The sequence below is a fragment of the Bacillus sp. FSL W8-0519 genome (assembly GCF_038005585.1).
GTDB classification, from domain to species: domain Bacteria; phylum Bacillota; class Bacilli; order Bacillales; family Bacillaceae_G; genus Bacillus_A; species Bacillus_A paranthracis.
In genome coordinates this window covers 1,164,882-1,183,914 of sequence record NZ_JBBOTL010000001.1, presented here as the reverse complement: position 1 = coordinate 1,183,914, position 19,033 = coordinate 1,164,882, and the positions used below count along the sequence as shown (strand labels likewise).

Annotated in this window: 20 protein-coding genes; 4 read left to right on the top strand and 16 right to left on the bottom strand. The window is 34.7% G+C overall.

What is annotated here, in order from left to right; genetic code table 11:
• Positions 1 to 12: 12 nt before the first annotated feature.
• The 10 genes from aceB to NST14_RS06090 all read right to left on the bottom strand — a co-directional run bounded on the left by aceB (position 13) and on the right by NST14_RS06090 (position 8,752).
• Positions 13 to 1,602 (bottom strand): malate synthase A, encoded by a 1,590-nt coding sequence (gene aceB, locus NST14_RS06135; protein ID WP_048557247.1) that lies wholly within the window; start codon positions 1,600 to 1,602, stop codon positions 13 to 15.
• 189 nt (positions 1,603 to 1,791) lie between these two features.
• Positions 1,792 to 2,451 (bottom strand): S-layer homology domain-containing protein, encoded by a 660-nt coding sequence (locus NST14_RS06130; protein ID WP_229142912.1) that lies wholly within the window; start codon positions 2,449 to 2,451, stop codon positions 1,792 to 1,794.
• Positions 2,452 to 2,790: 339 nt separating this feature from the next.
• Positions 2,791 to 3,450 carry an S-layer homology domain-containing protein gene (locus tag NST14_RS06125; protein WP_000739933.1) on the bottom strand — a complete coding sequence of 220 codons (660 nt, stop codon included), beginning with the start codon at positions 3,448 to 3,450 and terminating at the stop codon, positions 2,791 to 2,793.
• 411 nt (positions 3,451 to 3,861) lie between these two features.
• Positions 3,862 to 4,533, bottom strand: a complete 672-nt coding sequence (locus NST14_RS06120) for an S-layer homology domain-containing protein (RefSeq protein WP_001208791.1) — start codon at positions 4,531 to 4,533, stop codon at positions 3,862 to 3,864.
• 84 nt (positions 4,534 to 4,617) lie between these two features.
• Entirely contained in the window at positions 4,618 to 5,520 is a 903-nt protein-coding gene (locus tag NST14_RS06115; protein WP_000469094.1) for a DMT family transporter, read from the bottom strand.
• Positions 5,521 to 5,615: 95 nt separating this feature from the next.
• Positions 5,616 to 6,881 carry a M48 family metallopeptidase gene (locus NST14_RS06110; protein WP_001233284.1) on the bottom strand — a complete coding sequence of 422 codons (1,266 nt, stop codon included), beginning with the start codon at positions 6,879 to 6,881 and terminating at the stop codon, positions 5,616 to 5,618.
• 134 nt (positions 6,882 to 7,015) lie between these two features.
• Positions 7,016 to 7,204 (bottom strand): hypothetical protein, encoded by a 189-nt coding sequence (locus NST14_RS06105; RefSeq protein WP_000949420.1) that lies wholly within the window; start codon positions 7,202 to 7,204, stop codon positions 7,016 to 7,018.
• Between the two features lie 11 nt (positions 7,205 to 7,215).
• Positions 7,216 to 7,515, bottom strand: a complete 300-nt coding sequence (locus NST14_RS06100; RefSeq protein ID WP_001006054.1) for a hypothetical protein — start codon at positions 7,513 to 7,515, stop codon at positions 7,216 to 7,218.
• A 25-nt stretch (positions 7,516 to 7,540) separates the two neighbouring features.
• On the bottom strand, positions 7,541 to 7,879 hold the full coding sequence (locus tag NST14_RS06095; protein ID WP_000651702.1) for a hypothetical protein: 339 nt from the start codon (positions 7,877 to 7,879) through the stop codon (positions 7,541 to 7,543).
• A 24-nt stretch (positions 7,880 to 7,903) separates the two neighbouring features.
• A complete protein-coding gene (locus NST14_RS06090; protein WP_001067975.1) occupies positions 7,904 to 8,752 on the bottom strand; it encodes a CPBP family intramembrane glutamic endopeptidase in 849 nt (282 codons plus the stop codon).
• A 141-nt stretch (positions 8,753 to 8,893) separates the two neighbouring features.
• Between NST14_RS06090 and NST14_RS06085 the strand changes: the two genes are divergently transcribed.
• A complete protein-coding gene (locus NST14_RS06085; RefSeq protein WP_000272687.1) occupies positions 8,894 to 9,598 on the top strand; it encodes a response regulator transcription factor in 705 nt (234 codons plus the stop codon).
• A 9-nt stretch (positions 9,599 to 9,607) separates the two neighbouring features.
• Positions 9,608 to 11,350 (top strand): sensor histidine kinase, encoded by a 1,743-nt coding sequence (locus NST14_RS06080; protein ID WP_229142911.1) that lies wholly within the window; start codon positions 9,608 to 9,610, stop codon positions 11,348 to 11,350.
• Positions 11,351 to 11,630: 280 nt separating this feature from the next.
• On the opposite strand, the gene NST14_RS06075 is transcribed toward NST14_RS06080, so the two are convergent.
• Complete coding sequence (locus NST14_RS06075; protein ID WP_000446822.1) at positions 11,631 to 12,533, bottom strand: AraC family transcriptional regulator; 903 nt, start codon at positions 12,531 to 12,533, stop codon at positions 11,631 to 11,633.
• 137 nt (positions 12,534 to 12,670) lie between these two features.
• Between NST14_RS06075 and NST14_RS06070 the strand changes: the two genes are divergently transcribed.
• Together NST14_RS06070 and NST14_RS06065 are read left to right on the top strand one after the other, a co-directional pair.
• On the top strand, positions 12,671 to 13,156 hold the full coding sequence (locus tag NST14_RS06070) for an RNA polymerase sigma factor (protein ID WP_000823996.1): 486 nt from the start codon (positions 12,671 to 12,673) through the stop codon (positions 13,154 to 13,156).
• 5 nt (positions 13,157 to 13,161) lie between these two features.
• Positions 13,162 to 14,280, top strand: a complete 1,119-nt coding sequence (locus NST14_RS06065; protein WP_000501920.1) for an anti-sigma factor — start codon at positions 13,162 to 13,164, stop codon at positions 14,278 to 14,280.
• 40 nt (positions 14,281 to 14,320) lie between these two features.
• On the opposite strand, the gene NST14_RS06060 is transcribed toward NST14_RS06065, so the two are convergent.
• The 5 genes from NST14_RS06060 to NST14_RS06040 form a co-directional block, all read right to left on the bottom strand.
• Positions 14,321 to 15,298 (bottom strand): HD domain-containing protein, encoded by a 978-nt coding sequence (locus tag NST14_RS06060; RefSeq protein ID WP_048557256.1) that lies wholly within the window; start codon positions 15,296 to 15,298, stop codon positions 14,321 to 14,323.
• 213 nt (positions 15,299 to 15,511) lie between these two features.
• Complete coding sequence (locus NST14_RS06055; protein ID WP_048557257.1) at positions 15,512 to 16,618, bottom strand: metallophosphoesterase; 1,107 nt, start codon at positions 16,616 to 16,618, stop codon at positions 15,512 to 15,514.
• Positions 16,619 to 16,745: 127 nt separating this feature from the next.
• On the bottom strand, positions 16,746 to 17,261 hold the full coding sequence (locus NST14_RS06050) for an SMI1/KNR4 family protein (protein WP_000551523.1): 516 nt from the start codon (positions 17,259 to 17,261) through the stop codon (positions 16,746 to 16,748).
• Positions 17,262 to 17,325: 64 nt separating this feature from the next.
• Positions 17,326 to 18,174, bottom strand: coding sequence for a hypothetical protein (locus NST14_RS06045; protein WP_000659253.1), 849 nt, complete (start codon positions 18,172 to 18,174; stop codon positions 17,326 to 17,328).
• Between the two features lie 177 nt (positions 18,175 to 18,351).
• A complete protein-coding gene (locus NST14_RS06040; RefSeq protein WP_001037223.1) occupies positions 18,352 to 19,002 on the bottom strand; it encodes a hypothetical protein in 651 nt (216 codons plus the stop codon).
• Positions 19,003 to 19,033 lie beyond the last annotated feature (31 nt).

Sequence of the window (19,033 nt, the reverse complement as noted above, 5' to 3'; positions counted from 1 at the left end):
CCTTTTCACTTTTTATAAAATTTCATAACCCGGTAATGTTAAAAATGGTACGAATTCATCACTCCGAACAAGATTTGTAAATAACGTTGTCGCCTCTTGGAATCTCCCTTTCTTAAAGGCTTCTTTACCAATCTCTCTTTCTATTTTTGCTAACTCTTCTTCTTTTAGCTCTTCCATTAATTCAAATGTAATATTACGGCCATCATTTAATTTTCCACCTTCATGGCGAATCCATTGCCATACTTGTGCCCTAGAAATTTCCGCTGTTGCCGCATCTTCCATTAAGTTATAAATTGGTGCTGCTCCCCGTCCGCTTAACCAAGATGCGATATATTGAATGCCTACGCTAATATTCATACGAAGACCCTCTTCTGTAATCGTTCCCACTGGTACTTCTAATAAATCCTTTTCTGTAACATGTATTTCTTCACGTTTTCTAAAAATTTGATTCGGCGTTTTCATAATGTGATTAAATACTTCCATCGCGACTGGCACAAGTCCCGGGTGGGCAACCCAAGTCCCGTCATGACCGTCTAAAGCTTCGCGCTCCTTATCCGCACGTACTTTTTCAAAAGCTGCTTCATTCGCTTTTGGGTTGTTTTTAATTGGAATTTGTGCTGCCATTCCTCCAATAGCTGGTGCATTACGACGGTGACACGTTTGAATGACTTTCAAAGAATACGCGCGCATAAACGGCGCCGTCATCGTGACTTGCGCTCTATCTGGAAGTAAAAATTCATTATGATTACGGAAACCCTTTAGAAAACTAAAAATATAATCCCATCTTCCGCAATTTAATCCAGCAGAATGATCTTTAAGCTCATACAAAATTTCATCCATTTCAAACGAAGCATGTATCGTTTCCAGTAACACCGTGGCTTTGATCGTTCCGTTTGGAATACCGATATATTTTTGAGCAAATACGAAAACATCATTCCATAACCTTGCTTCTAAATGGCTTTCCATTTTCGGTAAGTAAAAGTATGGACCGCTTCCTTTTGCTAAAAGAGCTTTCGCATTATGGAAAAAATAAAGTCCAAAATCTACTAAGCTACCAGACATATTCTTTCCGTCAACTTGCATATGTTTTTCTTCTAAATGCCATCCTCTTGGACGCACAATTAATACTGCTGTTTTACTATTTAAACGATATTCTTTTCCGTTTTCATTTTTATGTGAAATCGTTCCCTTTACTGCATCTCGTAAGTTTATTTGACCTTCAATCGCATTTTCCCAAGTTGGTGAATTCGAATCTTCAAAATCCGCCATAAAAAGATGTGCTCCTGAATTTAAAGCGTTAATAACCATCTTTCTATCTACTGGGCCAGTAATCTCTACGCGGCGATCCTCTAAATCTTTTGGCAATTTAGCAATTGTCCAATCAGCTTCACGTATGTGCTTCGTTTCTTCTAAAAACTTCGGAAACTCCCCTGCATCAATCCTCTTTTGTTTCTCCGCACGCTTTTGTAAAAGTTCTATGCGGCGCTCATTGAAATTTCCATGTAGTTCCTTCAAAAAACTAAGCGCCTCAGGTGTCAATATTTCGTTGTACGCTGGCAACATTTCTCCGGGCAATGTAACCCGTGAAGTTTGCGTCGACATATTAGCATCCCCTTCTTAAACTGTTTTATAACAGATTTGATTTTATGTTTTATATTATATAACAAATCTTCAGAAAAGGAAGTTTTTTTTGAAAATTTAATTGTTTTTTTGTAAAACTGTATTCTTCCACCGGTATTACACATAAAAAAGAAGCCAGTGTTATACAACACCAGCTTCTTGTTCTATTATTTATTCAAAAATTGTTTTAAATAAGAATTGCGCATATTGTTCACGTGTTACTTTCATGTTTGGAGCAAAGTTACCCTTTCCATCTCCTACCGAAATACCATTTGAACCTACTGCATTAATCGCATTTTCTGCCCAATGTCCTTTTGGTACATCTTTAAATCCTTTTGTTTCTTTTACTTCTAACTCATATGCTACTGTAAGCACTTGTGCCATTTCTGCACGTGTTAATGTATCTTTCGGTCTAAAGTTTCCAGTTCCATCACCATTAAAGATACCCAATTCTGTTAATACTAAAATTTCTTCTAAGAACATTGTTGATCTTTCATTAATATCTTTATATGGATTTTCAAGAATATCGCCTTCCTCGAATACTTCACTGAAATCCATTGTGCGATAAATTAAAGCGGCTACTTGTTCACGTGTTACGTTATGTCCAAAACCGAACACACCATTTCCATAACCAAGCATAATTTCTTGTTCTGCTAAAGTTTGAATTGCTTCATAAGACCAATGTCCTGCTGGTACATCTTTAAAGAATGCGTGACTTGCTTGTTGTGGCTTTGCAGCTAATTCAGCTTTTGCTGTTGTCCCTTCAGCACTAAATGCCACTCCACCCATAATTGTTAAAGCTGTTGCTACTTTTAAAAACTTTTTCTTCACAGTATTCTCTCCCTAAAAACATATTTTTTTCTAATATAAAGAATTAATGGAAGCGTAACAATAGAATTCCCATGTGATTTTTGTCTAATTTATGAACTATATTTCATATACTTTTATTTACACTTGATTAACAATAAAGTTACTAAAACGTATATTTAAACAATAAAAAGTCACTTTATTCAATCTCTTCTTATCCACTAAAGTTGGAAAATTAAATTACGAATAGAAAATCAATATAATTACAAATAATTTTAAATAAGAAAAAAGCGTGGAATTCCCGCGCTTTTTTCTTAATATATATTATATCAATATAATTTAAACGTCCTTATACTTTAACTTTCATTCATAATCTTCATCTTTTACTGGAAAATAAAAAACAGCTCTATTTAAAAACGTTGCATATTGCTCACGTGTTACAACTTTATTCGGTTCAAATTGCCCATTTCCTGTTCCTACTATGACATGATTAGACTGTAGTGCACTAATCGCATTTTTTGCCCAATGATTATTTGGTACATCTTTAAATGTATGGTTCTTCTTCACCTCAAATGTAAATGCATTCGTAAGAATTTGTGCCATTTCTGCGCGTGTTACTGGTGCAGTTGGTCTAAAGTTTCCTTTTTCATCACCTTTAAAAATACCATGCTCTGTTAATACTAAAATTTCATCTAAAAACATTGTTGCTCTCTCAGAAATATCTTTGTATGGATTTTTTAAAGGTCCTTCCCTTTTCAAATTCAATGTACGATACAGCACTGCTGCTACTTGTTCTCTCGTTACATTATCACCTACACCAAACTTACCATTTCCATACCCTAACATTACTTTATTGTATACTACATCCATTATATCGTCATATGCCCAGTAGTTTACTGGAACATCATCAAACACAATCATTTCTGGATATTCTTCTGCTTTTACGTTGGGAACATTCGTACTTACAAACAAGCCGCCCATAATAGTCATCGTTGCCATTATACGTAACATGTTCTTCTTCATTGCCCTCTCCCCTTTACCTCCATTTTAAAAAACGGAAAATAATAGACTGAAATCCTTTCCAATATTACATATGTTGCCTTTGCACCATTTATGCAATATATTACATTTAAAAAATCTATTATTGTGAAAATCACTACTAAAGGAGAGCCAATTCGCTCTCAATTTCAATTTTTATACCGAATTGTACGCAAACTAATTTTCTTTCCTGTATTCATGTAAAGGTGTTTCTATAATATAAATATTCTACTTTTTTCAAAAGAAATCCTTCACGTTTTAAGAGTTCATTTTCTAGACAAAAAATGCAATTATATCGACTTACCTACAACATACGACAATAGTAACCTCTCTATTAATAAAAGCTCATAATGAGCGGAAGATACCTCTTCTACACATTATGAGCTTTCTCTCTATCTATTCCATTTTCCCTGGAGAATTATCAATTGATCGTTGTAAAAACTTTGCAAATTGTCCGCGTGTAACGAGCATTTCAGGCTGGAACTTGCCATCTCCCGTTCCTACCGCTACTTTATTAGACTGCAATGCGCTAATTGCATCCCTTGCCCAATGATTTTCTGGTATATCTGTAAATGTATGCGGATGCTTTGTTTTCAACTCATATGCTTTCGTTAAAATTTGTGCTAATTCTGCACGAGTCAATGTATCTTTCGGACGGAAATTCCCATTTTCGTCTCCTTTAAAAATACCAAGCTGTGTTAAGCGTAAAATTTCGTAAGGGAACATGGTTGATTTCGTACTAATATCTCCATATGGATTTCCAATAGTCGCACTTCTTTTTACATGAAGTGCGCGGTACAATACTGCTGCCGCTTGTTCACGTGTTATATGATCTTCTGTCCCAAACTTACCATTTCCATAGCCATACATAATGCGATGATATACTAAATTTGTAATTTCATCATACGCCCAATGATCTGTTGTTACATCATCAAACTTTATCATAATATCAGGACTAGATTTTTGGACGACATCTGTATTTGCAGACACACCATTTGCACCTACAAATATTCCTCCCATTAGTGTTAACGATGTCGCTATCTTTACTAGCTTTTTCATCTCTCTCATCTACCTTTTCCTTTATTTCCCTGCAAATTATATTATACAATAAATCTGAAAATTATAAATTCATTTCGAACTAATTATTTACAATTAAGAATATAATTTTTCTTCTACTACTATTTTTTCACCCTTTGTTTTTCGAAAAGTAAATGCCATTCCTACAAATATAAGAACAATTCCTACTATTTGCATACTAGTCGGTCTAAACCCGGTAAAGACTGTATCTAATAGTATTGCAACCGCAGGATCTAAGAACACTAATACAGAAATTAATCTCGTCGATAAATCTCTTAAACTGTCAAAAAATAAGTAATATACAAATCCCGTATGTATAAGACCTGTCGCTGTAATCATCATCCAATTCATCTCTGTTAACCCTTGAAACTTGCCAAAGTCTACGAATGGTAGCAATAAAAATATACCTAAAAATGTTTGTAAAAATGTCATCGCATAGGCGCTCGTATGCTGAATTCCTTTTCCTAATAAAGTGGTAAAAGCATAAAATAGTGCCGCAAGTAGTGCCCATACCATGCCAGATGACATCAGTTTTTCAAGTGATAGACTTCCATCTACTCCAGCCACTAACACTGTACCGATAAAACAAATAACAATGGACAAAACAGCAAACATTGTAAGTCTCTCTTTAAATACAATACTACCAATCATTAATACGATAATGGGTGCTAGATGATAAACTGAAATCGCAATTGTAATCGACATAACTTCAAATGCTTTAAATAGAAATACCCAGTTAAAAACGAGAAATACACCGCATGCTAATATTTGCATGACTTCTTTTTTATTCCATTGCTCACTTTTATATTGTCCTGTTACGAGCCAACATAATGCTAAAAATATAGTCGCACAAATACAACGAACGAATACTAATTCAAAAGACGGTAAACCTGTTTGAACAGAGAAAAATCCAATTGATCCGAAAATAGACATCGAAAGGATCATTTTTATAGCCGGCATTGATTTTGAATGAAACAAAATATTAACCTCCTAAACATTTCACTGAATATTCCATATATTATACACTATAATTTTCCAAAACTCGAATAACGCATAAAAAAAGAAGCAGTACACTACCGCTTCTTTTCCTTTTCATATTGTTCAAACGTATGAATTCTTTCAAAAATTGGTGGGTGTGTATATAAGAAAAACTTTACTAACGCAGGCGGATTTACTTGGCTTAAGCTCGTTTTTGATAAATATTGAAACGTTTTTACACCAGATTTCCCGTCCTTCGTCATATCTAGAGCGTATTGATCTGCCGCTCGTTCTTCTATACGAGAAACATAGTTTGTTGCTGGCTGTGATGCAAAAGAGAGGACAGAAGAAATTAAGAAAAATAAAGGTAAAATTGAGAAACATGCTGCTTTTGACATTTGCAGCGTATCCCCCCATTTTCGAATACACATATTGATAATACGACTAATGAGGTACATCCCTATAAACGATAGCAACACATAACTCGCAACGCCCCAATATATATGTTTCATAACATAATGCCCCATTTCATGAGCCATTATAAATAAAATCTCTTTATCTTTTAATTGCTTTAGCGTTGTATCCCACATTACAATGCGCGAGTTAAGTCCTATTCCTGTTACATATGCATTTAACGCATTCGTTTTTTCCGACATATTGACTTCATATACATGTTTCGCTGGAATATCGGCTTTGTCTGCCATCGCTAAAATTTTCGTTTCTAATTCTTTATTTTTCAGCGTCGAAAAGTCGTTATAAAGTGGATCAATCACGACAGGCTGTATAAATGTTAAAAAGATTGTAAACGGAACAGAGAGTGCCCACCCTGCTAACCACCATCTCTTCGGGAATTTGCGAATAAGCCATAGAAGAACCGTAACTACAATTAACATCGTCGCATAGCTCTCCCAAAAACCGATAACATGATCTTTTATCCAGCTTTGTGTACTTTGCGTTGAAATGCCGTAATCAACAGAAACTTTTCGGCTAATCCATTGCATCGGCAGGGCAAGAACTGTTGTAAGTAGTGATAAATAAAAGAAATAAATCGCAACTTGCAGGACACTTATTTTCGTCGTTTCCTTCGACCATTTCTCAAACTTTTTTGAAATACCGAGCACAAGTACAAATAATAAAATAATCCATTCAAGAGGCGTCGCTAAAAAATACAGTAAATTTTTCACGCGCGAATAATCTTGGCTTAGCGTAAGCTCTCTTGCATTCATAAACGTTTCTGGATCTGCACTCGTTCCTTTGTACATGTCAGGAATTAGTTCATGATTCCATCCAAATAAATACCAATATATAAATAACGCAAACCCAACGTACAAAAAAAGCGACCACCCGATAACCTTCCTCACGCTATTCCCTCCTCTATGCTGCCTGTCTATTATTATTGTAAGTTCGTACGTGCTAAATTAGAACAAGCTTATTACGCGAATTGCTCGAGATCCTTTTATTTACATAAAAAAACTCTTCTACAAATAGAAGAGTTTTACCTACCTTTAGACGCTTTCTTCGGTTCATACTCTGGGATAAGAAACGTACTTACAACCCAGCATATTAAACCAGCGCCTTTTATATAGCGTATATATTCATAGTCCTGAAAAAATAACGTCGTTACAATAAGCGTAAAAAATCCAATTAAAACTAGTACATATCCTATTTGCTTCTTAGATAACATAACGTACCTCCTTAAGGAAGTACATCCATTAATAAGCTAAAATCTTGCAGAGAAAAAGAACTATATTTCATAATCCCTTGTACAGCTAAAAGTAAAATAAGGCCGGTCACACACATATAATTAACGCTTTCTTCACTCTTTTTTTCAGCAACTACACCGCCACTGATACAAAGAATTCCTAATAAATGAAGCGCTAAATACATAAAGAAATAAGCTTCCTCCCAGCGAAGAATAACGTTGACTGTCGTTATTAGCACTATACTAAGCACAATCAAATAAAAAAACTTATTTGATGATATTGTTTCATTCATATAATTTTATACATCCCTTTCAAATTTAGAATGAATGATGTTTCAAAGCTATAAAGTAAATGATTGTTTTCATACTATAAAACAAAAGGAAAGCCACTATTACTTTCTCGAATACGTTATGAACCCACATATACTTCTCTTCATTTTTTCTGAAGATGCGCTTCATCATTTCTTCTACAATTAGACCAAATAGTAGTAAAACCCCTAACACAATGAGAAGAGAAATAATATTTTCTTTTACATGAGTACTAGAAAATAAGTAATACTCCGGAAACACAATCGTATCTACTACAGGTTGCAGCCAATGACAAACGCTTTTATCACATATATCTGTAATAGACGTAGCATCTATAATATCTTTCAATATTTTTCAATCGTCTTTTTCATCTCATTTACTCCCCACTACGTCTGAAAAGCTTTTTTCCTGCTCTACATATATAGCGGGCATTTCTTTACTCCAATATTTGCGGTTAACAAATAAAAAGATGAGTACTAAGTTTAATCCTGTTATAAAAATAATAAGTCCTGGAAAGAACGTCGTATAATTTGAGAAATCTGTAAAACTCATTATCTCTTCTTTATTTATTAAAAAAGAAGCACCGATTACAAATGCATTGTTTAACATGTGAATAGCGATTGGCATGAGTAAACTATTCGTACGAATATATACGATTGATAGTACAACGCTAAATACAATTGCACCTAGGAAATCAACATGTAACAATGCAAACAATATTGCTACAACAATGATCGCTATGCTCGTTCCCCATTTTGCTGCGAAGCGTTGCAGTAAAAATCCGCGAAAAACAAATTCCCCAATAATTGGTGCGATGAATACGACCATAATAACTTGATAAACGTATCCTCCAGTGCTATCCATAATCGGTTCGCGTAATGCGTTCATAATAAATGTCGGTGTAATCCATGCAAAGCTATACATGTACAAAATAAGATATCCATAACTAAACACGCATAACATGATCGTAATGTATAAAACTTGCACCAGGTTAAATGTTTCATTTCTATTAATAAATAATGAAAATGAAACACGGTGTTTTTTATACTCAAAATAAATCCACGTAATCGGCAGGATATAGAATATAAGAATATTTATAAAAGTAGAATTTTGCATATGAAATGTATTTTCTATCAATTCATTACTGGCTCTTGCAACTACAGTTAATAGTGCAAATACAATTAAAAAATATCTAGCTCGCATCGTTTGAAACGGATTCACACTCATCTCCTCCCCTATGTTACTTTTATCATATCATTTGATTCTTAATTTTTTGAGAAAGAAAACCTTAAAATTTCCTTAAAAATTCCATAAGTTACCGAAAGATGATATGATATTCGAGGAAATTAGGAGGGATTTTTTATGTATGAAGCAAATATTTTGCTCGTTGATGATGAAACAGCAATTTTACAATTACTAACTACCATTCTTGAAAAAGAAGGTTTTTCTCATATTACAACTGCAACATCCGCTGAAATAGCTTTATCTCTCACTCAGCAAAACGATTACGATTTAATTATTTTAGATGTCATGCTTCCTGGACAATCTGGTTTTGATATTTGTCCAATCATTCGTCAAAAAACAGATTGTCCTATCTTCTTCCTCACAGCTAAAACATCTGATTTAGATAAAATATCTGGATTTTCACACGGTGCAGATGATTATATTACGAAGCCATTTAATCCACTTGAAGTGGTAGCTCGTATGAAAGCACAACTCCGAAGACATATGAAGCAAGTTATGCCACACGAACAAAAAGCACAATCCAGTTCATTTGGTAGATTTGAAATTGATCGATATTCCGCAGAGCTTACAGTAAATGGGCGTGTTGTCGAATGTTCCGCCCAGCTATTTCAGCTATTACTCTTCTTTTGCGAGAATCCGAACTACGTATTTTCAAAAGAAGAAATATACGAGAAAGTTTGGGGAGCACCTGCCTATAATGGCGATGACAATACCGTTATGGTCCACATTCGAAAACTACGTGAAAAAATCGAACAAGACCCAAGTAAACCAGAATATATAAAAACCGTTCGCGGGCTTGGCTATAAGTTCATTACAAAGTAGGGTGACGATATGAACTTTAATAAACGACTTATTATCCAGTTTATCATGCAACACGTATTTGTTTTAGTTACATTACTGATTGCTGTAGTAGCTGCATTCACGTATTTAATTTTTCTTGTTACGAGTACTTCATACGAACCAAACATTCCAGATGCTGAAAATTTTATGATTGCAAGATACATTTCTTCAGAAGATGGCGATATTTCGTTAAAAGCTGAAATAAAAGACTTAATTAAAGAGAAAAATGATTGGATTCAAGTTGTAGAGGAAAACGGAAAAGTTCTCTATCACTTTAATACGCCAAATGACGTACCGACATCTTATACGAAAACATCTTTATTCTCGTATATACAGAATCACATAGAAAGTCCTTATACATTTACATATTGGGAAATTGAATTAGAAGAAAAAAACGTACTTGTTATTTACGGCGGTATGTTAAAAAGCAATGTATTACTGAAAACGATACAGAAAGAGCACCCTTCTGTATCTACAGATTCATTCGCATTAACAGAAGAAGAAAAACAGTTACTTTCTAAAGAAAAGGCTACTCTTCAAATCTTTAATAGTGGCGGCGAAGAAGTATTCTCCTATCCAGATGGAAAGAAAAAAACGTTTTCTGTCATACAAGCTGCTCTTAGCGAAAAGGAACCGTGGAACCATAAAGAAAACACGTCTAGCTTTTACGACACAAATAGCAATCATCTTCTCGTTGTAACTGCCAAAAATGAGTACTACTACCCAGATGATGAAATAGACGATGTATTTGCTAAAAAGTTTCTAATCGGATGCGGATTAATCCTTCTTATCGTATTTGTTTATTTAGTCATTCTTTCTATTTGGTACGGTAATAAATTTGGAAAACCGTTATTACATGCGATGCGCTGGCTTAAAAACATAGCTGGTGGAAAGTACGAAGAGCCTGTTAGTAAAAAAGGAAAACCTATCAGGTTCAGGAAATCTGGTAAAGAAAAATGGTCATTCCGCTTATTTAGTGATGTTACAAATTCACTAGAGCACCTTTCTATTACACTCAAAAAAAATGATGCAATGAGGCAAGTACTGCAGCAAACACGTGAAGAATGGATTACTGGTCTAACGCACGATTTAAAAACACCACTAAGTTCTATATACGGCTACGCATTATTACTAGAATCAAAACAGTATAACTGGACCGATCGTGACATTCAGCAATTTGGCAGCGTTATGAAAGAGAAATCTCAATATATGACCACACTAATTGATGACTTAAGCTTAACGTATCAATTAAAAAATAATAGTCTTCCTGCGCAGCATGTAAACATTGAAATGAATCAATTCGTCCAAAAAGTATTATTACAATTCATTAATAATCCGACACTTCAAAATCAAAATATTGAATTCGTACCAAGCTCAAATAAAATTCAATATTTCATTGAAGAAAAATGGTTCCAGCGTATTATTGAAAACTTACTCGCAAACGCTGTAAAACATAATAATGAAACGACTAATGTCATCGTAAAACTTTCGCAAAACGCTACTTCATTTACACTCTCTATTTCAGATAACGGAAAAGGAATGGATGATAAAACGAAAGAGCTTCTATTTGAGCGATATTACAGAGGAACAAATACAGAAGAAAGCAACATTGGAACTGGACTTGGCCTCGCTATTACAAAGCAACTCGTTCATGCTCATAACGGAACGATTTCTATCGATAGCGAACTTGGAAAAGGAACGACGATTATACTTGTGTTTCCGTTTCGTTCGTAGAAAAGGCGCTATGTGGCGTCTTTTCTTTTTTGGGAGAGTTCAGCGGTATATGAAATGATATAGACCATCTTTCTGAGTTGTTTTAGCGGTATATGAAATTATATCGGCGCCACTCGAATTATATCAGCGATTTTCTAAATATATCGGCTTATCGACAAAAATCAACAACTATAGCACCCCATCTTATATGCAAAGCTCCTGAAAAACAACGATTCCAGACCAATTGAAATTTCACGAAATAAAAAAGCGAACCACCTCCCAATGACTCGCTCTTACTCTATTATTTCTTCTTCACCGGTATCCAAAGCTCTACTTGAGCGAACTCACTTTTATCTTCGTGACAACGCTCATCGTATAATTCAAACTCTGTAACGCCGCAATGTTCGTATCCTGAATGCGGGAACCACTCTGAGAATACTGCATTCCACGTTTGGTGAATAGACGATACCATTTCTTCATGAGGAACTTTCGGCGTTGTAAATACCGCATATGTTGCTGCCGGGAACGTGCGCTTTGCAATTTCATTTGGTACATTTTCAAAGTCTGTGACTTCCATTCCGATAATATAAGTGAAGTCCCCTGTTTCTAAATTAAAATCAGTACATAATCCAAGCTCTACCCATTGGCTCGTATCTTTACGATTCGGAATTGTCGTTCCAAGATCTTTTTGTAAATATTCTTGCCAAAATGCTGGAATGTCTTGATGGTTCTTCCCTTCTTTACTTGTCGTCTTCAGTTCATAACCCGCCACTAAAAATTCCGGTTTATTTACAATACGATATTCCATTTGTATGCCTCCTAAATACGGATTTAATTTTCTTTGCTTTACATTCACGCTGTAATACATCGGTGTTTCTATTTCCTGCTTTCGATATTCACTCGGTGTCATTTGAAACAATTTTTTAAAGGCTCTCGTGAACGTTTCGTGAGATTGAAAGCCATGTTCAAATGCGATATCAATAATTTTTTCATCCGTATGAGAAAGTTGATAAGCTGCCCGGGCTAACCTCCTCTTCCGAACATACTCCATTACCGTATCACCTACTAACGCCTGGAATACACGATGAAAATGCGACTCAGAAAAACCTGCAATGCGAGCTAACTTACGCAGCGTCTGTTTTTCCATTACATCTTCCTCGATATAATCAATGGACCTTTGAATTTGTGTTTCATAGCTTTCCATCTCTGTTCACCTGCCTTATATGTATTATGATAAAAGAGAATCCTATCCAATTCTTGACGTTTTTTACTATAATTCCATAAAAAATTGTAACTTTTTTATATGTTTTTCGTTGTTATGTATGAAGGGAGGGAAATGTAGTGAAACGTAAACAATCATTAGAAGAAATTTATTCAGAACATATGCAAGATTTATTTCGCTATCTTCTCTCCCTAACCGGAGATTCCCATTTTGCTGAAGATCTCATGCAAGAAACCTTTTACCGCATGCTCGTCCATATTGACTATTATAAAGGCGAAGAAATTAGACCGTGGTTATTTACAATTGCCTACAACGCCTTTATCGATTGGTATCGAAAAGAGAAAAAATATAAAACAACTACAGTGGAAGAATTCCATTTACCAAACGTGCCAAGTACAGAGCACTCTTATTTCATAAAACATGAGATTGCTAGTTGGTTAGAAGGTTTATCTTCTCTTCCGCTTGAAAGACGAAATGTTCTGTTACTACGAGATTACTACGGATTCTCATATAAAGAAATAGCAGAGATGACCGGTCTCTCACTAGCGAAAGTGAAAATTGAATTACACCGTGGTCGAAAAGAAATGAAAAGCATAAAGGAGTGATACGGATGGGTTGTACAGAATTTAAAAAACTATGGGAGAAGTACGCAAACGGAACGCTCACGCATGATGAACAGAAACTGTTAGAAAGTCATATTGAGACATGTGAAGAATGCGAGGCTTACTTAGATCAATTGCTTTCAAAAAGTGAAACAATAAAGAAAAAACTACCACCACAAAACCTGAAAGTTCCGTTTTGGAAAATAAAATGGAAACAACGTTGGCAAACCGTTAGCTTTGTCCTTGCCGTTTGTATTGCAATCTATTTTGTTGGTCATTTCTCATCTTCTTTTTACTTCTATAATATGAAAAAATTAGTTGAAGTAAATGAGATTCCAGCACTCGCACTAGAAGCAACAATTCCAAATAGTCGTTCCACTGGAGGCAGTACAAAGATTAAACCCTTTTTCCGTACAGAAATTGAAATGAATTTAGTTAAAACGGTCGGTAAAAAAGAAATGCCAATTGGTACAGTAACAACGCGTAGCTTCTTATCATCTGTAACTGACACAAATCAATCATGGGCAAATAAACCCTATTCCAACAAACTTTCCTTTGTTCATCCAAAAATAAAGCAAGATGATCATTTGAAAGAAATCTCTAAAAAAGTTTGGAGTACACTCGGAAAGATACATGAGGGCACCGTTGCAGAAGTAGCGATATCTTTTGACAAACCTTACACTTTACAAGAATTAGCATCCATTCTATATAGCACATTTGAAGCACAAGAAATGCCGCCCACTCCTATATGGTACGCTTTAGACACAGGGCAAGAAAGAATAGATGAAGAAGATTTCATTCTACATGGCGGAGAGGTTATCGGATTTTCAGAACATATAAATCTCCCTGATAATGAAGCAAAACGACCGAAGACAAAAGAAGATGAAGTAATCGAAATGATGCGTATTCTTTCTGAGCATAAAAAAACTGTAAGCAAAACTACTTGGACTCCTGAAAAAGAGCTGAACTTAGATAAGCGTTATGAGTATGTAAAAGATAACGGCGTAAAAGTATATGGCATTGTCATTACTGGGCCGTCGAAAGAATTGTTAAAATTACAAAACTCACCTCACGTACGTTATGCGACTCTTGGAGATATTGAGGTTTGGAATTGGTTTGATCAGTGATGTGGGAAAAGGAGAGCATCTAGGAGTGATGCTCTCCTTTTTAATCCGAAATCACTTTCACATACATCCCTTTCACCGCTTTTTCATAAGCGCTATCACTCATCCGTCTTATGTTTTCTGACACAACAGACGATGGAACGACTTCCCCTTCACGAAGTATCGGAGGATCAATAAGGCGTACTTTATTTTTCTGATACAAATCATAATCGTTTTTATCTTCTTTTACTTTTACATTCGGATGAACTTTGCTTACTAAAGCATGTACTTCTGGATTACTACATTGCTGCAATTTCGAAATTAGCTCATCATCTTCAAGAAGAAAATCATCTGCATGAATAACCTTTTTGTGTAGAGCTAACTTTAGCGTTTTTGCTAACATATCATTTCCATAAATATTCATTGGTTGCATAAAGAAATCGATGACTTCTTTGTAATACGTTTCTGTAAACCACTCTGCTATTTCGATATTTTGAAGGACCATTCTCCCCTCTACTGCGATAATATCCTCTAAAAATCTATGAACCTCTTCTAAAGAAATATACCCATATGTATACATATCTCGTAACGTATAATCCACTCGATCTGCACATAATTCTGGCGCTGACCTTTCCAGTAACGTCCACTTCGAATCATCTAACAAAATCTCTTCATAGTTATAGCCATACTTCGCAAGAATTGCTGGAATTTCTGAATTTTTCACAACAGCACTAAATATTTCTTCATGATAACTTTCATTTTTGTTATCAAAAACATAATCAATCACATGAGAAAAAGCAGTATGCGATACGTCGTGCAGTAAACCAGCAATTTGTTCCTCTACTGAGCCACCGAGTTTCTTAATTAACAACATAACGCCAACTGAATGATCAAAGCGCGTTACATTCCATTCCTCATTTATTAAGTAGCTTGCGCCAGTTTGATGAATACCTTTTAACCTTTGCACAGACTTACTTACAATTAATTCTTCTACTACTGGATCCACTTCAAATTCTCCGTATAGCACATCTGATATGATCACTTATAATCCCCCTTTATCTTATAATCGTAACTCTTTTATGAAATCGACACCAATAAAATATTAAATTCAAATATATTGATTTTAAATTATTAATATTGTATATTATACATGTCTGTTATTTGTTTTAATTCATTTATTTTTATTGAGTGCTCCTTATATGGAGCCTTTTTTATTTGTAAAAATAGAGAGCCATTAGCTCTCTATTACATACACTTATTCAAACGTAACCTCCACCTGTACAATCTCCGACCTACTTCCAAGTCTTAATGGTGGCCCCCAAAATCCGAAACCAGAAGAAACAATTGCGTGGAATGCACCTTTTTGTGCGTATCCCCAGTCTAGTTCGTACATTCTTCTCGTTACAATATGGTTTGGTGCCATTTGTCCGCGGTGCGTATGACCGGATAATAGTAAATCTACGCCAGCATCCGCTGCTTGTTTCAACTCAAATGGTTGGTGATCCATTGCGATAACTGGCATGGATTTATCTACTGTACTCATAAGTTTTTCAAAGCTTTGGCGATCTCGCTCTGTTTTATCTCTTCTTCCAACGAGATAAAACTGATCTTCAATTGTAATTACTTCATCTAATAAAATGCGAATATCGATCTTATCCATCTCTTGCAGGAATTCTGGAACTGCTCGTCCGTAATATTCGTGATTTCCTAACACACCATATACGCCTAGTGGAGCTGTCATTTGTTTCATAATATGTCCCATATTTTTTTGAATGAACACACCTGGATGATCATCGATAATATCACCCGGCAGTAAAATAATATCAGGCTCCATTTCATTTACATGACGAACAAGCCTTTTCAAATGCGAAACGCCAGATAATTTACCGAAATGCATATCAGAAGCCATCGCAATGCGTAAGCTTTTACGTCCCTCTACTTTTTTCGGAATGTGCACCTCATACTTTCTTACTACCGGGCTATATGCATTAAATACTCCGTACGCAAAGATAAAAATAAATGCAGCTAACACAGCTGCCCCTGTCCAAATAATTGCCGCTTCTTTCTCTACTACAAACTGTAAAAGAAAGACTGTAATATTAGCTAACGGCAATAACATAAGCGCGTATTGTATAACCGCAAACCAAATCGAACCTATCGTTCGTAGAAATGGCAAAAACTTAAACACTTGCACGAGAATGTACGCATAGGAAATGAAGCCAACAACGAAAGCGTAATATCCCCAAGACTCCCAGCCAAATACGGCATGAAGCCAAACCCAGCCGTTCCAGCCTATGTAGAGCATAAGTAGTGTGTATATAATTAATATCGTAAATATATTGAGATAACGAAGATTCTTCACAACTAGCCTCCTTATTCATTTCTTCTATTATATCTTGTTATGCACTTATAACGTAAATATTAAGCACAGCGATCTTCACAATAAAAACCATTTCTATATTTTAAGTTCATAAACTACTCCCCGACCATTAATCTATACGCACCGCTTCTTCTAATAACAAATTCAACCATTCTTCCATCGTTCCTAGGTCTCTTAAAACTTTCTTATTTCTTAAATGTAATTCTAATACTCTATTCTCTTCATTAATAGCATATATTGTGCCTAAATCCATTGAATCTGCAAAGACAAAATATGATTCAGGAATTTTTTTAGAATCATATAATTGTTGAAAACTCTTTAATTCAAACGGTTGCAAATATTCTTCCTCATCAGAAAGACCACCCACTTTCGGCTGCCCTGCTATACGAACTAAATTCGCTAAAAAGCTTCCGTTCATAAGAGATAGTAGATATTTATATGGTTCTGGAAATACAGTTTCCATCTCATCTTCAAATACTTGAATTTCTTCTTTACTAAGAGGCGGATTTATCACATTCATCCAATTAACTTTATCTATATTTCCAAACACCCTAGTTCCAGTTCTTACAGTTTTTGTATCTTTTCCATATACAGGTTCCAGTTTTTTCACAATAATATTGTGCATAATTTCAACTCTTTTCATACAAACTTAACACTCTAATACATTCAGCTTTCTTTCTATTATTTCCTCACATATTAAGTACATCAACATAATACAGCGTATCGTCCGTCTGAAAATACATAACAGATCCGCGGCTATAATAATTAACAAATTGAACCTGCTCCCCTAGCTCATTACGAAGATTCATATCATGCATATGATTATTATTTAAATCATAAACAACCAACTTTTTATCTTGCGTAATAAATACTACTTTATCTTGAGCAACCGCAAAACTTTTCGACCATGTTTCCCTAGTTAAATTTATTTCATTCCACGACATATGAAATTTTTTATCTTTCATTTGAACTAAAGGAAATTCTGAATAATAATAGAGCCAAACGTCTCCATCTAACACATTCATTGCGTAACAATCATCTATATACGGTATATTATATTTTTCTACATATTGATCATAACTATCAAAAATTAATTGACCTGTAGAATCAAAAGCAACTATACCATTTGCTCCAATTGGGCACTCTCCAAAAATCCCTTCATCACAATAACTAACCCAAATATCTTCATTCACATCAACCTGACAATCTTGAATCCCTTCTCCTGCATAAAACTTAACATATTCACTTCCATCCGGATTATAAATAACTGCATTCTCATCTTTATAATTAAATATAAGCAACCCTCTCTCTCCGATTCGTTGCATACATTGAACAGATTCAACATGAATATCCGCATTTAAATTGAAATTACTTATATTCACATTATTTTTATCTAAATAAATCATACAAGGTCGATTCTGATTGTCTTGTACTAGCAAAATTACATTTTGCTTGTAATCTAAACTCATTTTTTTAATTTGATAGGCTTCAACAATAGACTTAAAACTTATTAACTCTTTACATACGATCTCTTTCATATAGATGAAAATCCTCTCATTAATTCTAAACATATAAATAAGCGTCAAACTTACTTAATCTTAATAAGTTTGACGCTTACTCTCAATTATTATTTTAACTAATACATTTTAATCTCTTAAAGAAGTGATGCACTTCCTCTTCTCATTCAAATAAACCGTTCAGACCGCGGAACAAACTTAAGTGCTCTGCATGGAAGTTTGTATGATTAGACATTCTTTACATAGATAAAAATATAAAAAACTCTGTCCTATTTGAAAAGTTATTCCTCCTGTAAGTCCCCCTTCATTCCCATAATCCTCTCCGGTCAACATAGCCACATAGTTCATACTTTTCGAGCAACAAGGACACGTTGCCTCTATAAAATCGTCTATGTATAGAGGTGCTCCAAGTATTCTACAAATATAGTCTCTTCCCATCGCATCAAAAGCTTGGTCATTTTCATCTTCATCACAAGGGACATCATATTTCTCCATCGTTATTAATTTCATATCATATTTCGGCAAAGGAACTGGTATCTTATCAATTAATTCATACTTCCAATCAAACATCTCACTTTGAGTAATGGTATGTATAGAACGTTCCATTATATTTATTTTGAAATTTTGTATATCTTCATATAAGGAACAATTTAAACAAGTAATTAACGGCAACTCTTTTAATTCTTCTGTCTTAAGTTCCTCTAATCTCGAATCATTCAAATCAAAGGTAAATATTTGATGCGCTTGTTCATTACATTGCGGACATATAGGACCTTCCCAAGTTGCTCCACCAAAATAATGGCTATATCCCTCTTCCCCGCGAATAACTCTAAATCCTAATTTATTCATGCATTTTCCTCCACTTTATAATACGGATAAA

Coding starts and splice junctions, on each gene's coding strand:
- NST14_RS06125 (WP_000739933.1), bottom strand. CDS start 3,450: ATGAAGAAGAACATGTTACGTATAATGGCAACGATGACTATTATGGGC.
- NST14_RS06100 (WP_001006054.1), bottom strand. CDS start 7,515: ATGAATGAAACAATATCATCAAATAAGTTTTTTTATTTGATTGTGCTT.
- NST14_RS06105 (WP_000949420.1), bottom strand. CDS start 7,204: ATGTTATCTAAGAAGCAAATAGGATATGTACTAGTTTTAATTGGATTT.
- NST14_RS06065 (WP_000501920.1), top strand. CDS start 13,162: ATGGGTTGTACAGAATTTAAAAAACTATGGGAGAAGTACGCAAACGGA.
- NST14_RS06050 (WP_000551523.1), bottom strand. CDS start 17,261: ATGCACAATATTATTGTGAAAAAACTGGAACCTGTATATGGAAAAGAT.
- aceB (WP_048557247.1), bottom strand. CDS start 1,602: ATGTCGACGCAAACTTCACGGGTTACATTGCCCGGAGAAATGTTGCCA.
- NST14_RS06045 (WP_000659253.1), bottom strand. CDS start 18,174: ATGAAAGAGATCGTATGTAAAGAGTTAATAAGTTTTAAGTCTATTGTT.
- NST14_RS06080 (WP_229142911.1), top strand. CDS start 9,608: ATGAACTTTAATAAACGACTTATTATCCAGTTTATCATGCAACACGTA.
- NST14_RS06075 (WP_000446822.1), bottom strand. CDS start 12,533: ATGGAAAGCTATGAAACACAAATTCAAAGGTCCATTGATTATATCGAG.
- NST14_RS06040 (WP_001037223.1), bottom strand. CDS start 19,002: ATGAATAAATTAGGATTTAGAGTTATTCGCGGGGAAGAGGGATATAGC.
- NST14_RS06120 (WP_001208791.1), bottom strand. CDS start 4,533: ATGAGAGAGATGAAAAAGCTAGTAAAGATAGCGACATCGTTAACACTA.
- NST14_RS06085 (WP_000272687.1), top strand. CDS start 8,894: ATGTATGAAGCAAATATTTTGCTCGTTGATGATGAAACAGCAATTTTA.